Source organism: Janthinobacterium agaricidamnosum, from assembly GCF_003667705.1.
Taxonomy (GTDB): domain Bacteria; phylum Pseudomonadota; class Gammaproteobacteria; order Burkholderiales; family Burkholderiaceae_D; genus Janthinobacterium.
In genome coordinates, this window is record NZ_CP033019.1 from 4893102 (window position 1) to 4909722 (window position 16621).

Consider the following 16621-nt stretch of genomic DNA (forward strand, 5'->3'; position numbering starts at 1 on the left):
CCCCGGAGCATGCCTATTCTACGCCCGGAGCAACGCGATACCACCCCACGTCACAAACTGCGCAGCGCCCCTTCCAGCTGCGGATAGCGGAAGACAAAGCCGTCGGCTAATAGGCGGCGCGGGGCGACCCGCTGGCCTTCCACCAGCAAGTCTGCCTGCTCGCCCAGCAAGGCGCGCATGACGAAGGCCGGCGTGGGCACGACGCTGGGGCGGTGCAGCACGGTGCCCGCCACCTGGGCGAAGCGGCGCTGCTCGATCGCTTCCGGCGCGCAGAAGTTATACGCGCCGCCCACTGCCTGCTCTTCGCTGCGGCGCGCCAGATGGGCGATGGCGCGGATGACGTCGCGCACGTGCACCCACGAAATCCACTGTTTCCCGCTGCCCAGCGGGCCGCCTGCACCGAAGCGTATCGGCAGCAGCATCTGCGGCAGCGAACCCTGGTGGCCGAAGACGAGGCCGAAGCGCATGCAGCCCACCTGCACGCCAAATTTTTCCGCCTGGCGCGCGGCCGCTTCCCATTCCTGGCACAGCTGCGACATGAAGATGGCTTGCGGCGCGCTCTCCTCCGTCAATTCCGTGGCGTCGCCCTGCGGCTGCACACCGTAGTAGCCGATGGCCGACGCGGACAGCAGCACCCTCGGCTTGTGCTGGGCGCGGGCGATCCACGCCACCAGGTCCTGCGTCAGCGCCACGCGGCTGCGGCGCAGGGCCGCCTTGCGCGCCTCCGTCCAGCGCTTGCCGACGATGCGCGCGCCGGCCAGGTTGACCACCATGTCGATGCGCTGCGCATCCGACAATGCGTCCAGCGACCGGATGCAGCGCACCTGGCCGTCGAAGGTCCACGCGGCCTGCTTGGGCTGGCGCGTCAGCACCGTCACCGCATGGCCGTCGGCCAGCAAGGCGCTGACCAGTTGCTGGCCGATGAAACCCGTGGCGCCCGTCACCAGCACGGATTGCGGCGCGGCGGCAAAGCGCAGGCGCTCCTCTTGCTCCGCTGTCTCCTGCACCTTGCGCCGTCCCAGCTGCCACACGGCATACGCGTCGCGCAGGCCGGACAGGCCCACGCCCACGCCGCACAGGGCGAGGAAGACGCTGAGCCAGCCGTATGGCTGCCATACGAGGGCCGTCGGCAAGGTCGCCCATTCGCTGCTATTGAGAGCCAGCAGGGCGATGAAGGCGCCCGCATTGATCGCCAGCACCGTGTGCGTGACCCGCTCCGTGGCGGGCAAGAGGCGGGTCTGGTCTTCGACGACGAAATCCCACAGGGTGAGCACGATTTCCACGCCAAACACGATCACCAGCACCCAGGCCCAGGCGCCGTGCCACTCCCAGGCGGCCAGGCCCACGAACAGCAGACTGTAGATCAGCGCGCGCGTGGCATGGATGGTCAGCTCCAGGCGCGCCGACGCCTTTTGCGGCAGCGCTTCCGTGATTTCATGGTGATAGATGGTGTCGAAGGCGCCCAGGCAGCCTTGCGCCGCCATCAGTTGCAGGGCCAGCAGATGCGTATTCATGGTGTCTCCTTCATTTCCGGTGCGGCGGATTCGCGGAACACGCCGACCTGGGTGAATGTGGTGCCAAACAGGGCGTGGCGGATCTCGATGCGGATGTTGAACTGCTGCGGCGTATCGTTGCGGTGGCACAGATAGGTCTTGCCGGGCGTGAGCACGCCGGGCAGCGGCAGGCGCCAGCCGAAAAGATCCCAAAAATAGCCATCGCTGGTGAAATGCAGGTTGCCATCTTCCACGTGCAGCACCAGCTTCATGCCCAGGCCCATGCCAACGTATTCGAGCACTTCGCCTGTTGCGCTTTCAGCCATGTAGGACGTGAAGCGGATCGGCGCGCGGCCATGCAGGCGGTAGGTGCGCTGCTTGAAGATGAAGGGGCAGCCGGGGCGCGAATAGACTTCGATATCGACGGGGAAGTCGTGGTCGTCATGCGGGATCAGGGCGCCGTCGATGAAGGGGCGCGTGAGCCAGCCCAGCACCTTGCCCAGGCGCGAGCTCGTGAGCTCACTGAGCTCGCCCCGGTAGTACAGGGGCTGGCCCGGCGCGGGATTTTTCTCGAAGCGGCGCCGGATATCCGGGTGCAGGGTGAGCCACCGCTCGCCCATGACCTTCTTGAACAGCTCTCCTTCCGAGGGGCCGTTCATGCTTTTCCCGGCTTGCCAGGCTTATCGTCCGGGCTGAGGAACTTGGCCACCTTGCCGCCCATGGATAGCATGCGCTGCAGGGTCGCCGGCGGCAGGTTCTTGTAGTCGCTGTAGGTGGCGCTGAGCATTTCCAGGAAAGCCAGCACTTCGCCCATGCGCGCCAGCGTCTCAGGCGGTATCGCCGCATCCTGTTCGCCCTCGATCGCGCATTCGCGCAGCACCGTCAGGGTGGGATCGATCTCGCGCCGCTTGCGCTCTTCCATGATGACGCGGAAGATTTCCCACACATCCTGCAGGGCGACGAAGTGGTCGCGCCGGTCCCCCATCACGTGCGTGATGCGCGCCAGGCCCCAGCTTTGCAATTCCTTCAGGCTGTTGCTGACGTTCGAGCGGGCCACGTTCAGGCTGGCCGCGATATCTTCCGCCGTCAGCGGTTCATTGGCCAGGAACAGCAGCGCGTGGATCTGCGCCACCGTGCGGTTGACGCCCCAGCGGGTGCCCATCTCCCCCCAGTGCAGAATATATTTCTGCGTAGTCGGACTCAATTCCATGGTTTTCTCTTATTTCTGTCGTTACAGAAATGTAAGATGAAACAGAAGTCCAGTCAAGTGCGATTCGTCAGGACTGTGCCGGTGGCTGGCCCATGGCGCGCAGGAAGGCTTGCTGCGAGGCGTGCAGCTGGCCGTAACCGAGTTCGCGGTACACGAGGCCGTGGCGCGGCGCCAGTTCGGCCAGGATGCGCGCCAGCGCCGGGTAGTGGCGGTGGCTCCAGGTGGGGAACAGATGGTGCGTCAGGTGCAAATTCAATCCGCCGAGCCAGTAACCGAGCCAGCGCAACGCGCGCGGCTTCGGCGTCCAGTCGCAGGCCGTGTAAAACGTGTGCTGGTACCAGTCGTGCGGCAAGGTACCGTCCTGCCCCGGCTGGAAAAACTCCACTTCAGCCCAGTGCGTGCCGAGGATCAGCGCCACCAGCGCGCACGAGGCGAGCATCTGGCCCACGAAATACGCGCCCAGCACCACGCCCCAGCCGATGCCGTGCTGCTGCAGCACCCACATGGGCAGCGCCAGCACCAGCGCCACGTGACCGAGCTTCCAGCCCAGGAACGACAGCCAGCCGCGCCAGCCCTGCAAGCGGCTGTGCGCCGCCACGGGCGTCTTGCCGAAGCGGTCCAGCCAGTCGCCATACCAGTTCAGATACGGCAGCGACAGGGCCGCCACCACGGGCCAGTACAGGTATTGATAGCGGTACTGGGGCGCCCAGCGTTGGAACGGCGTCTGGCGCAGGAAGGGGTTCGGCTCCGTGTCGAGGTCATAGCCTTCCACGTTGGCATACGTGTGATGGAAATGCACGTGGCGGATGGTCCAGAAATCCGTGTCCACGCCTACGGGCAAGCCCACCAGCCGGATCAGGGTGCGATTCAGGCGTCCCTGGCGGAAGACGGCGCTGTGGGCCGCGTCGTGCAGGGTATTCATGGCCAGCGCCATGGCCGCGACCAGGCAGGCGACATAGCTGGCGACAAACGGCCAGGTGTCGCCGGCACTCAAGGCCAGCGCATACAGCCCCGCCGTCAGCGCGGCCAGGAACACAGTTTTCGCGTGCAGGCGCCAGTCGCCGAAGCGGTGTTTTCCTTCGGCCACCAGGTAGGCGTCGGCGCGCGCGCGCAGTTCGCGGCGGAAGGCGGAATCACGGGCGGGCTGGAAGCGCAGCGGAGGAAGCTGGCTCACGCGCGCGTCCCCGCCGCGGCCGGCCACCACAGGCGGCGCGCGCCGTCGAGGCCATGCGCCAGCAGCGCGGCCAGGAACACCATGCCCCACACGTCGCGCGCGCCATACCAGCCCAGATACAGGGCCGGCATGGCCACGGCGATGGCGACCCAGGCGATGGCGCCCCAGCGGCGCGCATCCGACAGGCCGCCCAGCGCCAAGGTACCGCCAAAGATCAGCGCGAACAGGATCGCTTGCTGCGCGCCGGCCAGCGCCGCTTCGTGGTTGACGTAATAGATCACCAGGCCAAACAGGATCACGCCGCCGATGCCGATGAACAGTTCGGGGACCTCGAAAGTGCCGCGCGACTGCCAGTGGGGAAAGCGCGCGCGCAGCCACTTGAACAGCTTGCCGTTGCTGGCCAGGAGCGGATTATGCGTTTGCGTCATGCCCTTCACGCCATAGCGCATTTCCACGCCCTCGAGTTCGGGCTGGAAGCTGCCGAACAGCCTGTCCCACAGCAGCAGGGTACCGCCGAAATTGCGGTTGATGTAGCGTTTGTCCGTGCCATGGTGCACGCGGTGGTGCGAGGGCGTGACCATGAAGCTATCGAGAATGCCGGACTTGTTCACCAGCGCATTGTGGTTATAGAACTGCACCGTGTAATGCAGGGACGAGACGACAAGGAAGATTTCCAGCGGCACGCCCAGCACGGCCAGGATGGCGATGAAGGGGAAATTCGTCAGCGACGAATACCAGGAATTGCGCACGCCCAGCGACAGGTTGAAATGCTCGCCCTGGTGGTGCACCACGTGCACGGCCCACAGCAAGGGGATCTTATGGTGCAGCCGGTGCATCCAGTAAAAGCACAAATCCCAGGCAAAGAATGCGAACACCCACTGCGCGGCCACGGGCCACTGGTCGACGATGTGCAGGTTCACATGGCGCAGCAGCAGGGCGAACGCCGCCACTTCCACGCCGCGGAACACCCACATCAATATGTGGCCGGAATTGAGGTTGAAGATCACGTCCTTCCACGGCACGGGGGTCTTGCGTACCCATTTGAGGATCAGCAATTCGGCCAGCACGAAGGCCAGCATGACAAGGAAAGAGAGGGCAAAGGGGTTCATCATGATGCGGTTTCAGTAGAAATGACGCGGTGAGCAGTCCAGAATACCTGCATTTTCGCCAGCATGCCGCCAGCGATGCCGACCAACAGGCCGGCGGCCAGGTCGATGCTCACGTGCCGGCGCAGCGCGATGATGGCGTAGCAAATGGCCACGCCCAGCACCACGGCCAGCGCGGAGCGGACCAGGTGGCGCTTGTCGCACAGGGCCCACACGCACAACAATGTCAGGGCGCCATGCAGCGAGGGCAGGCAATTTTGCGCGGAATCCGCCGCCTGCAGCATGCGCAGCGCCTGCGTGCTCCAGGCACTGCCCTCGCCCACGGGCGGATACGCGAGCGTCGTCGGATACAGCAGGAAGACCACGCCGCACATGACGGCGGAAAGCGCCATGGCGCGCGCCAGCCAGCGCACCCTCGCCGCATCGGCCGCCAGGTAGGCGTAGGGGATCAGGATGAAAAACGACAGATACAGCCAGATGGCAGAGTCGCTGTAGGGAATGGCGCGGTCCAGCGCCGTTTCCGGCAAGAGTATCCCCTGCCCTTGCAGCACATCGCTGGAAAAATACACGAGGCCGACGCTGCCCCAGCCGGCCAGCAAATGCAGCAGGCGGCAGCGTACGGTCATGGAAGAAGGATTCATGCGGTCGCAAGGCGCCGGATGCGGCGCCGTTTCATGGTGGGGTCAAAGGGAGGCAGTTCGCCGCTCGTCGTCCAGGCCAGGCTGTCGACGGCCACGGCCAGGCCGCGCAGCACCGTTGCCAGGTGATCGCGCAAGGCAGCCAGGCCAGCGTCGTCGAGGGCCGCGTGCAGCTGCAAGGCGCTGTCGCCCGATTGCAGCAGGCGGTAGTCGGCGTCCGCCGGCAAGGCTTGCGCGAACGCGCGCGTCAAGACGTCGGCAAACACGGCGACGGCGGCGCCGCCGCGTGCAGACGGAAGCAGCAGCATGTCGTCGCAGCGCCCTTCGATGCCGTCGATGGCGCGCGTGGCGCGGCCGCACGGGCATGGCGTGGCGCGCGCGACCAGGATATCGTCCAGGCGATAGCGCACGATGGGCTGCGTGATGCGCGTGAAATCCGTAATCACGGGCACAAAACGACGCTGTTCCGCATCGAGCCATTGCGGCTCGATGTGCACGTATTCCTCGTTCAGGTGCAGCACGCCGTGTTCGCAGCTGCTGGCGAGGAAACCCTCGGTCGCCTGATAGATTTCATGCACGGCGCCGAACGCCTGCACGATCAGCGCGCGGTCCTGCGCTTCCAGCACTTCAGCCACGGAGATGACTTTTTTCGGCGCCAGCACCAGGCTGCCGTCGATGACGCGCAGCGCCAGCTGGCGCAGCACCTGGGCCGGCGCGACGATGACGGACGGTTGATAGCGCGCCAGCTGCGCGCACAGGCTGTCGAACGGTGCGAACAGGTCGTAAAAGGCAAACGTGAGCCACGGCGAGCGCACGGCCGTGTACAGATTGCTGTTCGCGCGCAGGAACAGCGCCACCTTTTCGCCGGAAAACAGGCCGTCGGGCAGCGCCTTGGCCAGCATCACGCCCGCCCATTGGGCCTTTTCGCGGGGGCTGACGGTAAACACGGCGCGCCGCGACGAGGTGCCCGACGACAGGCCCACCGTGATGTCGCCCACCGCGGGCGTAAAGTCGCGGCTATGCTCGGCCGCCATGGCCGCCTCCATCGCCTGCGCCAACGTGATTCCCTCGGTATTCATGGCATCGAAATGCTCGAGCATCAGCGCCTTGTTCATCGTCGGCCACTGCGCCAGCGGCAGATCGCGGAACGGGGCGAAGTAAGCGCTGCGCGCGCACAGCACGTCGATGAAGTGCGCCATCTGCTTGTGCTGGTAGGCGTCGAGCTGCGCGCGGCTTGCGAAACGCAGGCGGCGCGTGCGCCAGTACGACAGCAACAGCCAGAAAATTCGCTTCACGGGCGGCCCGCCACTGGCAAATAATCGTTGGTATCTTCATGCGTGATGCGGATCTGCGCCTGGCCCGACTGGTGCAGCTGGTGCAGGCGCTTCAACGTCTCATAATACGGCGCGCGCTTGTGCTGGATGAGGAACGACAGTTCGGACGGTCCGCGCAGCTGCTGGAAACTTTCCGGCACCCAGGCCGCGTCCGACGCCAGCAGGGTCCAGCCGCCGTCCTGCAGCACGAAGGCGCCCAGGTGGCCGATGGCGTGGCCGGGCAAGTCGACGATGTAGATCTCGCCCGTGCCGCTGACGTCGCGCCCGTGCGTGAATGGCAGCAAGGCCGCCGGCAAGGCCGTCTCGGGCACGCTTTCGACAAACGCCAGGCGGTCAGAGATATCGGGCGGCAGCAGTTCGGGCACGAAGGCCTGGCGCACGGCGGCCACGCCGGACAAGCCGCGCACGGCGTCCCAGCCCGTTTTGGAGGCCATCAGCCGCGCGCCGGGAAAGTCGCGCAGGCCGGCGATATGGTCGGCGTGGAAGTGCGACAGCAGCAAGGTGTGGATGTCGCCGGGCGATACGCCATGCGCGCGCAGCTGGCCGTGCAGCGACTCATTCTCGTCGAACGAGATGGGCGTCACCCACGCGTACATGCGGTACACGCCTTTCGACGTGGCAGCGCGGAAGTGTTCGGCATACCCCGTGTCCCACAGGTACAGGCCCGCGCGCGTTTCGATCAGGTAGGCGCGCGAAGGGAAGCAGCGGCTGGCCAGCCCGCTGCCTTTCAAGACCATGCACGAAGGATGGGTGCAGTGGCCGACGCGAAATGCGGTGATGCTAGCCATTGCGCTCCTTGCCCACCTTGTGCGCCGCCGCTTCCTGGCGCATCCACTGCGCCGTGCGGGCGATGCCGTCCTGCAGGCTGACGACGGGACGGTAGCCGAGCACCTTGCGGGCCTTGGCGTTATCGAGCGTCATGTCGAAACTGAGCGCGCCGATGCTGTAGGGCGTGAGCGATGGTTCGCGGCGCGTGAAGCGCGAAGCGAACTGCATCAGGCGCGCCGCCAGCGCCAGCACGCGGTAAGGCACGCTGACGATCTCGAACGGCTGCTGCAGATGGTCGCAAAACAGGCTGCGCAAAATGTCGCACAGGCGCGCCGGCTCGCCGTTCGTGATGTTGAAGGCGGCGCCCGAAGCGATGGTCTTGTGCACGGTGGCCAACCACATCGCGTGCACGACATTGTCGACATAGGTGACGTCGATGGTGGCCGCGCCGCCGTTGGGCAGCGGCAGCTTGCCGCCGCGCTCCTGCAGCACCCGCGCCAAGCGCGGGATCAGCACCTGGTCGTGCGGGCCGAAGATGGCGCGCGGGCGCAGGATCACGCACGTCATGCCGCGGTGGCGGTCGACGCACTCCTGCACCAGTTTTTCCGCCATCGCCTTCGAACGCGCGTACGCGTTGACGAAAGCGTCGGGGCGGAAGGTTTCCGGCACCTCGTAGCGGTTGCGGTAGTCGAAATAGATGGCCGGGGTCGAGATGTGCACGAAGCGCGCCACGTGCAGGCTGGCGGCCGCGCGCAGCAGCTGGGCCGTGGCCGTGACGTTGGCGGCGATGAAGTCGCGTTCCGCGCCCCACGGCGAGGACAGCGCGGCACAGTGCCAGACGGTGTCCATGCCGCGCACCAGTTCATCGACCTGGCGCGGCGTCGCTTGCGCCAGGTCGAGCGCCACGAATTGCGCGCCCATGCGTTCGAGCTCGCGGCCCACGGCGGCGTTGCGGCCCGTGGCGCGCACTTCCACGCCCTGCGCCAGCAGGGTGCGCACGGCATTGCGCCCCAAGCCGCCCGTCGCTCCCGTGACCAGTATCCGCCTCATCGCACCACCTTCACAGGTCAAGAATCATGCCGCCGATGGTCAGGCCCGCGGCCGTACCCATCATCAGCAAACGCTGGCCTGCCACTGCCCGCCCCGTCATCACCGCCTCGTGCAGGGCGGTGGGCAGGGACGCGGCCACCTGGTTGCCATGCGTTTCAAAGATCTTGATGATTTTAGCATCGGGAACGTCGAGGATGCGCGCCGCATGCGCGAGGCCCAGCGGGCTGGCCTGGTGCGGCACGACCACGTCGATTTTATCCAGTCCCGCGCCCGATTCCTGCATGAGTTCCGTCAGGAAATCCGGCATCACCTTGACGGCCAGGCGGAACACGGCCTTGCCATCCATGCGGAACAGGTAGTCGCCCGGTTCGCAGCCGTTGCGGGGGTTGCGCTCGGTACCGCCGCCGCGGATTTCGCAGTAGCGCCGCCCTTCCGGATACGTGCCCATCTTGTAGGCGCGGATGCCGGCGCTGCCGTCGCCCCGCTCGACGATGACGGCGGCGGCGCCGTCGCCAAAGATCATCGACGCTTCCGGCTCGCTCCAGTCGACCCCGCGCGAGGCCAGGTCCGACGAGACGATGGCGATGCGGCGGTAGGCGCCGCCGGCCAGCATGGACGCGGCCACGCGAAAAGCGGCCATGAAACTGAGGCAACTGGCGTTGACGTCGAAGCTTTGCGTGCCTGGCGGCAAACCCGCATGTTCGGCCACGAAGCAGGCCGTATTCGGCAACGCTTGCTCGGGCACGCCGCAGGCGCAGATCAGCAAGTCGATGTCGGCCGGACGCAGGCTGGCATTTTTCAGCGCGTCGACCAGGGCGGCGGCGCCCAGCTGGCTTTGCGATTCATCGGGCGAGGCGACAAAGCGCGACAGCACGCCGCTCTTGCGCAGGGTATAGCCAGCCGGATGACCCAATTTCAGGTCCAGACTGGCGGAAGTCACACTATGCGACGGCAAGGCTTTGCCCGTCGCGATCAGGCGAACTGGAATCATGTTGGCCTTAACAAAGTAAAGTAAATAGGGTTATGAATTAATCACGTGCCAGCGGCGGCAATGCAACCCCGCAGTTCTTGCAGAAATTGGCATCGTCATCGAGCCCTTCTTTCAGACACGTGGGGCAGGTACGCGTGGTGACCAGCTTGGAGCTGCGCTGTACCGTCATCTCGGCACTGATAATGCCGGTAGGCACGGCCAGGATGCCCCAGCCGAGCAGCATCATCAGCGAAGCGATGGTGCGCCCGATGTCGGTGCGCGGCGTGATATCGCCGAAACCGACCGTGGTCATGGTGCTGATGGCCCAATAAATCGACGTGGGAATACTGCTGAAACCGTTATCGGGCCCTTCCACGACATACATCACAGTACCCAGCAGAAAGACCACCATCATGACAAAAGACAAGAAAATGAGGATCTTGCGCCGGCTGGCCAGCAAGGCCCGCCCCAGCACCGTGTATTCATGCACATACGAGGTGAGCTTGAGGATACGGAACATGCGCAGCAGCCGCAAAATGCGCACGTCGATCAGCACGTGCGCACCCGGCAGCAGCAAGCCGATATAGGTCGGCACGATGGCCAGCAAGTCGATAATGCCGAAAAAACTCTTGGCGTAGCGCACCGGATGCTGCAGGCACGACAGGCGGGCGAAATATTCGATGGTAAATAAAATGGTAAAAAACCATTCGAGCGCCGTCAGCCAGGTGCCGTAGCGCTCGGCCACGGAGGCGACACTGCTGAGCACGACCACCGTCACGCTGATCAGGATGGCGGCGATCAGCAGCAGGTCGAAAGCGCGGCCCGTGCGCGTTTCCGCCTCGAAAATGACGGTGTACACCCGCTCGCGCCAGCCCCGCTCGGGCTTGCCGTATTTCTGTTGCGTTTCCTGCGCCGCCAGTTGCTGCGGCGTCAGGGGTGCCGCGCCGCTCTTCGTCGCGGCTTTCATGTGGGTAGTGTGCTCATATACTATTATTGTATAGATAATTGACAAAGCACGGCGATACGCACGTTTGCACTAAGGCTTGCCCTACGACAATTTTTTCGCCAGCAGCACGGCATTGCGCCGGTCGCGCTCCGCCTGCACGATGTCCGTCGTGCGCGCTTCCGACAGGCCCACCGTGTGCAGCACGGTGGCCGTCAGCTGCAGCGCCGACTCCAGCGCCTCGGGCACGACCAGGGTGGCGCCCGCCTGTATCAGGGCCACGGCATGCGCCTCGTCGCGGGCGCGTGCATACACGGGCAACTGCGGATATTCGCGGCGGATCGATTTGACGGCATGCAGCACGGAGGCCGCATGGTCCATCGTCAGCACGACGGCGGCGGCGCGGTCGGCATTGACCTTTTGCAGCAGTTCCGCGCGCGACGCATCGCCGAAATACACGGGAAAGCCGCGCGGATGCAGGGTCGTCACCAGCCGTGCATCGTTTTCAATCGCCACATAGGCGATATCCTGCTCCGTCAGCACCTTGGCCAGCAACTGCCCCACCCGGCCGAAACCGGCGATGATGACGGTGCTGCCCTGCGGCGGCAGCGCGCCGTGCGCCAGGTCGGCCAGCTGGTGGTGGTGGCGCTGTTCCCACCAGTTGCCGAAGGCGCGCGCCGCCTTGGCCAGCGCCGGCGTGGCGAACAGGCTCAGGCCCACCACCAGCATGACGAACTGCGCCACCTGCGGGCCGATCAGCTTGGTACCGAGCGCATACGCGACGACGATGAAGGCGAATTCGCCGCCCTGCCCCAGCAGCACGCCCGTTTCCACGGCGCGCCCCCAGTGAAAGCCGCCGATGCGGAAAATCACGCTGATGACCAGCGTCTTCAGGAAAAACAGGCTCAGCACGGCTAGGGGAATCAAGACGGGCGACTTGAGGATTTCGCGCACGTCGATCTGCATGCCCACCGACATGAAGAACAGGCCCATCAGCAAACCCTTGAAGGGTTCGATCGTCACTTCCACTTCGTGGCGAAATTCCGTTTCCGCCAGCAGCAGGCCGGCCAGCAAGGCGCCCAGCGCCATCGACAGGCCCGCCAGATACGTCAGGCCCGCGATACCGAGGGTGCTGAGCAGGGTCAATGCCATGAACACGTCGGGCTGGCGTTTCTTGACGAAAAACTGGAACAGCGGGCGAATCACGCGGCGGCCCAGCAGATAGATCAGCAGGATGGCGCCCGCCGATTTCACGGCCGCAAAGCTGAGCAGATAGGCCAGGTCGTCGCTGCGCCCGCTGGCGAACACGTCGATCAGGATGAACAGCGGCACCACCATCAGATCCTGGAACATCAGAATGGAAAAGCCCGCCTGGCCGGCCGGGGTCTGCAGGGAGCGCTGGTCCGTGAGCAGCTGCATCACCACGGCCGTCGACGACAGCGACAGCACCAGGCCCAGCACGATGGACGCTTCCAGCGACAAGCCGAAGTAATACGCGACGCCGCCGATCAGGCAGGCGCTGACGGCCACCTGCCCCACGCCCGCGCCGAACACCCAGCGCCGCAGCGCCCACAGCCGTTCCGTCGACAGTTCCAGGCCGATCATGAACATCAAAAACATCACGCCCAGCTCGGCCAGGCCGCTGACCTGCTCGGCGCGCACGAAGGAAAAATACGTCAGCCATGGGAAGTCGCCGGCCCACAGGCCGAAGCCGAACGGGCCGAACAGGGCGCCCACGGCCAGGAAGCCGAGCACCTGGTTGACCTTCAGGCGTTGCAATAGCGGAATAAAAATTCCGGCCAGGGCGAGAAACAGCAGGGTTTCCCGCAGATACGGTAAGGCGTGTTGCTCTTCCAAGATAATCCTAACTCAATGACATCCATGCCGAATTGATAATTGTCGCATGCTGGGCGACAGAGAAGTATGTGCACACATGATATTTTTCCACAAGGCAACAAATCCGCTACGGGCGCGCCGCTGGCGGCGCCAGCATGTCGGCACGGGGGCGGTCCCAGCCCGGCACGTAGGCGGGACACGGCCTGCCACGGAACTGCTGCAGCTCGACGGTCGTGAAATTGGGCAACATGCCGGGGTTGAAACGCACGTCCGTCAGCTTGTCCGCATTCAATCGGGGCATGCGGGCAAAGCGGAACCAGGCGTTCACATAGCAATTGTCTTCCTGCAAGGCGCGCAAGGCGGCCAGGCTGCCCGCCGCCTGGGCGGAGACGGCGATGCCGGACGCCAGTTGCCGGCCTTGCTTGCTGGTCTCCGCCAGCCCGGCCGGGCAGGCGGCGGGCGCCAGCGATGCGGGCAGCAGGCTCAGGGTGCCGCGCCGCAAGGTGTACACGTCCGTCTTGCTGTCGAGCGAGACATAGATCCAGCACAGGGGATTGCTGGGAAACGCCGTCATCGCCACGTCCCACACGCGCGTGCCCGGATCGAGCCGCTGCACGGCCGCCTCGATGCGCGTACGGCCGATGGCCGACGCCACGCCCTGCGTGCCGATAAACGTGGCCGCCAGCGCGAAGGCCAGCAGCAGCGGTCCCCGCCCCCGCTCGCCGGCCCGCCCTTGCAGCACGGCCAGCACCAGGCCCAGCGTCAGCAGCACGGCCAGCGCGGCGGGCGCCAGGTAGGTTTTATAGGTAAAGAAGCACAGGGCCGCCGCCAATCCGGCCAGCAGCACGCTTTTGACGATACCGTAGCGCAAGGACATGATCACGGGCACGCCCAGCAGCACCCAGAACATGGGTTCGACAATGAAGACCATGTCGCCATACAGCCAGCGGCTGTTGAACGGATAAAACGGGTGCAAGCCATAGGAATTGAGGAAATCCATGCCCATGTGCAAGCAAAATCCCAGCAGCAGACAAGCCGCCAGACCGATGCGGGCGGGCACGCTCTCCTTGAGCAAGCGCCGTGCGCCGGGCCACAGCAGCCACAGCAGGGCCAGCAACAGCAGCGCCTGCGGCAAGGCCAGCAGCAAGGTATGCGTGTGGCCACGGTGGTGCAGCATGTAGCCGAACGGACGCGGCAGCAGCCTGGTCAGCACCAGATCCAGGTCGGGCGCGTTGCTGGCAAACCAGGCCGTAAACAGAAACAGCGCACGCCGGGTGCGCTGTGCGGGGGCTTGCGGCTCGGGCGGCAGGCTGCGGTGTACCAGTTCGCCGACCCCGAGGCCGATGACCGAATGCGTAATATTATCCATCGGGCAATTTTACAGGATGCGGCCACATCAATAGCAAAGGCTGGGCTCGTACCCTCAGGGTACGCCCCCGGATTCTGCCATTGGTTTGTGCAATCAAGCGGCTACAGCGCCTGTAAATCTTCCCCGCGCATGCCAACCAGCAAGGCGCGGCCATCGGGCAGCACGCGGAACTCGCCGTAACGGGCCTTTTCCCAGCGCGCCGCCTCGCCTTCCTTGAAGAACCAGGCATCGCTGACCAGCACCCAGTTGCCATCCTTCGGCGTCAGCTCGAGCAAAAATTCGCCGGGCGCCAGCGCCTCCCTCGTGTACGGGCGCAGCAGTTCGGCCACGCCGCGCGCATCGCGCCGGGCCACCACGAAGGGACGGCCCGGCGCCCGCTCCACGCTGGCCAACGTGGAGAGGACGCCCAGGTTGACGAAATTGAGGCGCATGTAGTCGCCCTGCATCAGCGAGCGGGGATCGACGGGTTCCAGCGCCACGAAGATGGCCTCGCCCTTGGCGATCAGCTGCTCCTTCTGCCAGATGCCGATGTTGGCCACCAGCAGCACCAGCAGCAAGCCGCCCAGCGCACCCAGGCGCAAGAAGCGGCGCTCGGCCGCCACGTCCGCCGGTTTGCTTTCCACCAGGTGCAGCACGGCGCCGCGCGTGGCCAGCCACGACAGGGCGCACAGCACGGCGCCAGCCACGGCCAGCAGCGCCGCCTTGCTGGCCAGCGGCCAGGCCAGCTGGTAATAAAAGCTGCCGATGATCCACGCCGCCGCCAGCGCGGCCGCGACGGCCACGCGTGTACGCCCGCTCGTCACGCAATACGCGAGGATCAGCAGCACGGGCCCCAGCGCCGGCATGAACCACGCCAGCACGATCAGCACCAGGGCCACGCCGATGGCGGGCAACTGGCGCAGCGCCGGCCAGCGCCAGCCCGTCCAGGCGGCCGCCGCCGTGGCCAGCACGAGCGAGACGCCGTTCAACGCTTGCGCATACCAGGCGCCGGCATGGTGCCTGCTCACTTCGCGCGCCACTTCGCCCGTGAAGCCGCCACCCAGGGCACCGCCCAGCATGAAGGTCATGCCGGACCAGAAGACCAGCCCCAGCAAGATGGCCAGGACCCACCCCGTCGACAGCGATTCCAGGAAGGCGGCGATGGGCGCGCCGCGGCCATCGTTGAAGGCCTGCTTCTGCAGCCAGTGGGCGGCCAGCCAGAGTGCCAGGGCCAGCATCCAGGCCAGATACAGTTGCGTCGGATCATTGTCGAATATCCAGTCGCGCGTGCTGTCGACGATGCCCAGCCCCAGCAAGCCGCAGGCGACCAGCCCCAGCAGCACGCGCAGCCAGTCGCGCGGCAAGGCGGCGGCCACCACCAGGGTTGCCAGGCACAGCAGCAGCGACGCCGTCTGCGTGGAATAGTCGCGGTACAAGGCGTAGCCAAGCAAGCCGCCGCCCACCAGCAGACAGGGCACGGCCAGCTGCTCGACAAACAGCGCCACGCCGCGCGTGCGGATCAGCAGGACGGACACCACCAGCACGATGGCGGCCACGACATACGCGCCGGGACCGTGGCGCACGACGCTTTCCAGGCCCACGCCCAGCGCGATCATCAGGGGAATGGCGGCAAGCCAGGCACCGAAGGCCGTCATCAGCACCAGCGGCCACGGCCTTACATCCTGCACGGGGCGGCTGGCGTTGGGCGGCAACAGGCCGGCGCGCGTGGCATCGTCGATCAGGGTGCCGAGCGCATCGTCGCGCTGAGTGTTCATCTTGCTCATGCCGCCTCCTGGCGCGTGCGCCACAGAATGCCTTGCACGGTCAGCGCCAGCAGCACGGCTGCCAGCAAGCCCAGCGTGGCCAGCGCGCCGACGCCATCGCCATGACCGTTGAACAGCACGTGCGTCAGCCCTCCCACCAGCAAGGTATTGATACCGAGCGCGACGGCGCTCAGGCCGAACACGTCAAAGTAGCGGCGCGTGGCCAGCAGGGCAGCGGCGACGGCCAGCAAGCCGAGACCGGCCCAGTACGGCGATTCGATCTCATTGCCGAACAGGGCACTGACGGCCGTGCCCGTGATGAGGATGGTGGCGAGTACCAGACCCAGGCGCAAGGCCCAGACACCGGCGCCCGTCCAGCGCGCCAGCAGGGGCGAGACAAACGCACAGGCCAGCAGCACGGCCAGCCAGCCGCTGACGAAAATGGACAGGTCGGCCGAATCGATGCGCCAGCTGTGGCGCGCATGCGCCTGCATCCACAGGGCGGCGGCCGTGGCCAGCACCAGCATCCACGGCGTCCACAGCACGTCGCTGCGCGCGACTAAACACAGGGGCAAGGCCAGCACGGCCCACAGGGCGAACAGCTGCCACGGATCGGCGCCCGTCTGGTAGGTCTGGCCGAAATACGCGAACAGGCCGCCGATGGCCAGCAAGGCCATCAGCAGCAGCGGAATGCGCGCCTTGGGCACGGCGAAGGCGCCCACGCAGGCGGCGGCAAACACGCCTTGCAGCAGGGCAAAGCGGCCCATGCGGCCCAGGTCTTCCCAGTTGGCGGCGACCCAGCAGATCAGGCCCATGCCCAGCAGCGCGGCGCCCAGCACGGCCACGCCGCGCGGCAGCCAGTAGGCCAGGCGCGCCGGTTCGCGCTGGAAACCGGCCGCTTCCTGCAACTGCTGGGTTTGCTGGGCATCGAGCGCATGGGCCGAGGCGAGTTGGTACACGGCGAGGCGTAAATCCATCGTCTGCTTTC

15 protein-coding genes are annotated in these 16621 nt (G+C 65.9%); all 15 read right to left on the reverse strand.

Annotation, left to right across the window (positions count from 1 at the left end; all coding sequences use genetic code 11):
* Window positions 1-50: 50 nt before the first annotated feature.
* The 15 genes from D9M09_RS22110 to D9M09_RS22180 all read right to left on the reverse strand — a co-directional run bounded on the left by D9M09_RS22110 (window position 51) and on the right by D9M09_RS22180 (window position 16610).
* The gene (locus D9M09_RS22110; RefSeq protein ID WP_121670384.1) at window positions 51-1514 is read right to left on the reverse strand and encodes a TIGR01777 family oxidoreductase; all 1464 of its coding nucleotides are present in this window, start codon (window positions 1512-1514) and stop codon (window positions 51-53) included.
* Window positions 1511-2152, reverse strand: coding sequence for a DUF4166 domain-containing protein (locus tag D9M09_RS22115; RefSeq protein ID WP_070287766.1), 642 nt, complete (start codon window positions 2150-2152; stop codon window positions 1511-1513). Before D9M09_RS22115 ends, D9M09_RS22110 begins: the two co-directional genes overlap by 4 nt.
* Window positions 2149-2703, reverse strand: coding sequence for a GbsR/MarR family transcriptional regulator (locus tag D9M09_RS22120; protein WP_121670385.1), 555 nt, complete (start codon window positions 2701-2703; stop codon window positions 2149-2151). Before D9M09_RS22120 ends, D9M09_RS22115 begins: the two co-directional genes overlap by 4 nt.
* Window positions 2704-2770: 67 nt before the next feature.
* Window positions 2771-3877 carry a fatty acid desaturase family protein gene (locus tag D9M09_RS22125; protein WP_240453443.1) on the reverse strand — a complete coding sequence of 369 codons (1107 nt, stop codon included), beginning with the start codon at window positions 3875-3877 and terminating at the stop codon, window positions 2771-2773.
* A complete protein-coding gene (locus D9M09_RS22130; RefSeq protein WP_121670387.1) occupies window positions 3874-4989 on the reverse strand; it encodes a sterol desaturase family protein in 1116 nt (371 codons plus the stop codon). Before D9M09_RS22130 ends, D9M09_RS22125 begins: the two co-directional genes overlap by 4 nt.
* Window positions 4986-5624: a phosphatase PAP2 family protein gene (locus D9M09_RS22135; protein ID WP_083287335.1), complete on the reverse strand. Its 639-nt coding sequence runs from the start codon at window positions 5622-5624 to the stop codon at window positions 4986-4988. Before D9M09_RS22135 ends, D9M09_RS22130 begins: the two co-directional genes overlap by 4 nt.
* Complete coding sequence (locus D9M09_RS22140) at window positions 5621-6916, reverse strand: F390 synthetase-related protein (RefSeq protein WP_070223099.1); 1296 nt, start codon at window positions 6914-6916, stop codon at window positions 5621-5623. The genes D9M09_RS22135 and D9M09_RS22140 overlap by 4 nt, the downstream gene beginning before the upstream one ends.
* Entirely contained in the window at window positions 6913-7743 is an 831-nt protein-coding gene (locus tag D9M09_RS22145; protein ID WP_070223098.1) for an MBL fold metallo-hydrolase, read from the reverse strand. Before D9M09_RS22145 ends, D9M09_RS22140 begins: the two co-directional genes overlap by 4 nt.
* On the reverse strand, window positions 7736-8773 hold the full coding sequence (locus D9M09_RS22150) for an NAD-dependent epimerase/dehydratase family protein (protein ID WP_121670388.1): 1038 nt from the start codon (window positions 8771-8773) through the stop codon (window positions 7736-7738). The genes D9M09_RS22145 and D9M09_RS22150 overlap by 8 nt, the downstream gene beginning before the upstream one ends.
* A 10-nt stretch (window positions 8774-8783) precedes the next feature.
* Window positions 8784-9764, reverse strand: coding sequence for a 3-oxoacyl-[acyl-carrier-protein] synthase III C-terminal domain-containing protein (locus D9M09_RS22155; RefSeq protein WP_121670389.1), 981 nt, complete (start codon window positions 9762-9764; stop codon window positions 8784-8786).
* 37 nt (window positions 9765-9801) lie between these two features.
* Window positions 9802-10710, reverse strand: a complete 909-nt coding sequence (locus D9M09_RS22160; RefSeq protein WP_070287754.1) for an ion transporter — start codon at window positions 10708-10710, stop codon at window positions 9802-9804.
* A gap of 81 nt (window positions 10711-10791) precedes the next feature.
* The gene (locus tag D9M09_RS22165) at window positions 10792-12543 is read right to left on the reverse strand and encodes a cation:proton antiporter (protein ID WP_121670390.1); all 1752 of its coding nucleotides are present in this window, start codon (window positions 12541-12543) and stop codon (window positions 10792-10794) included.
* 106 nt (window positions 12544-12649) lie between these two features.
* Complete coding sequence (locus tag D9M09_RS22170) at window positions 12650-13891, reverse strand: metal-dependent hydrolase (protein ID WP_121670391.1); 1242 nt, start codon at window positions 13889-13891, stop codon at window positions 12650-12652.
* Window positions 13892-13992: 101 nt separating this feature from the next.
* Window positions 13993-15654, reverse strand: coding sequence for a GDYXXLXY domain-containing protein (locus D9M09_RS22175; protein ID WP_240453444.1), 1662 nt, complete (start codon window positions 15652-15654; stop codon window positions 13993-13995).
* Window positions 15651-16610: a DUF2157 domain-containing protein gene (locus tag D9M09_RS22180; protein ID WP_121670392.1), complete on the reverse strand. Its 960-nt coding sequence runs from the start codon at window positions 16608-16610 to the stop codon at window positions 15651-15653. The genes D9M09_RS22175 and D9M09_RS22180 overlap by 4 nt, the downstream gene beginning before the upstream one ends.
* Window positions 16611-16621: the final 11 nt, after the last annotated feature.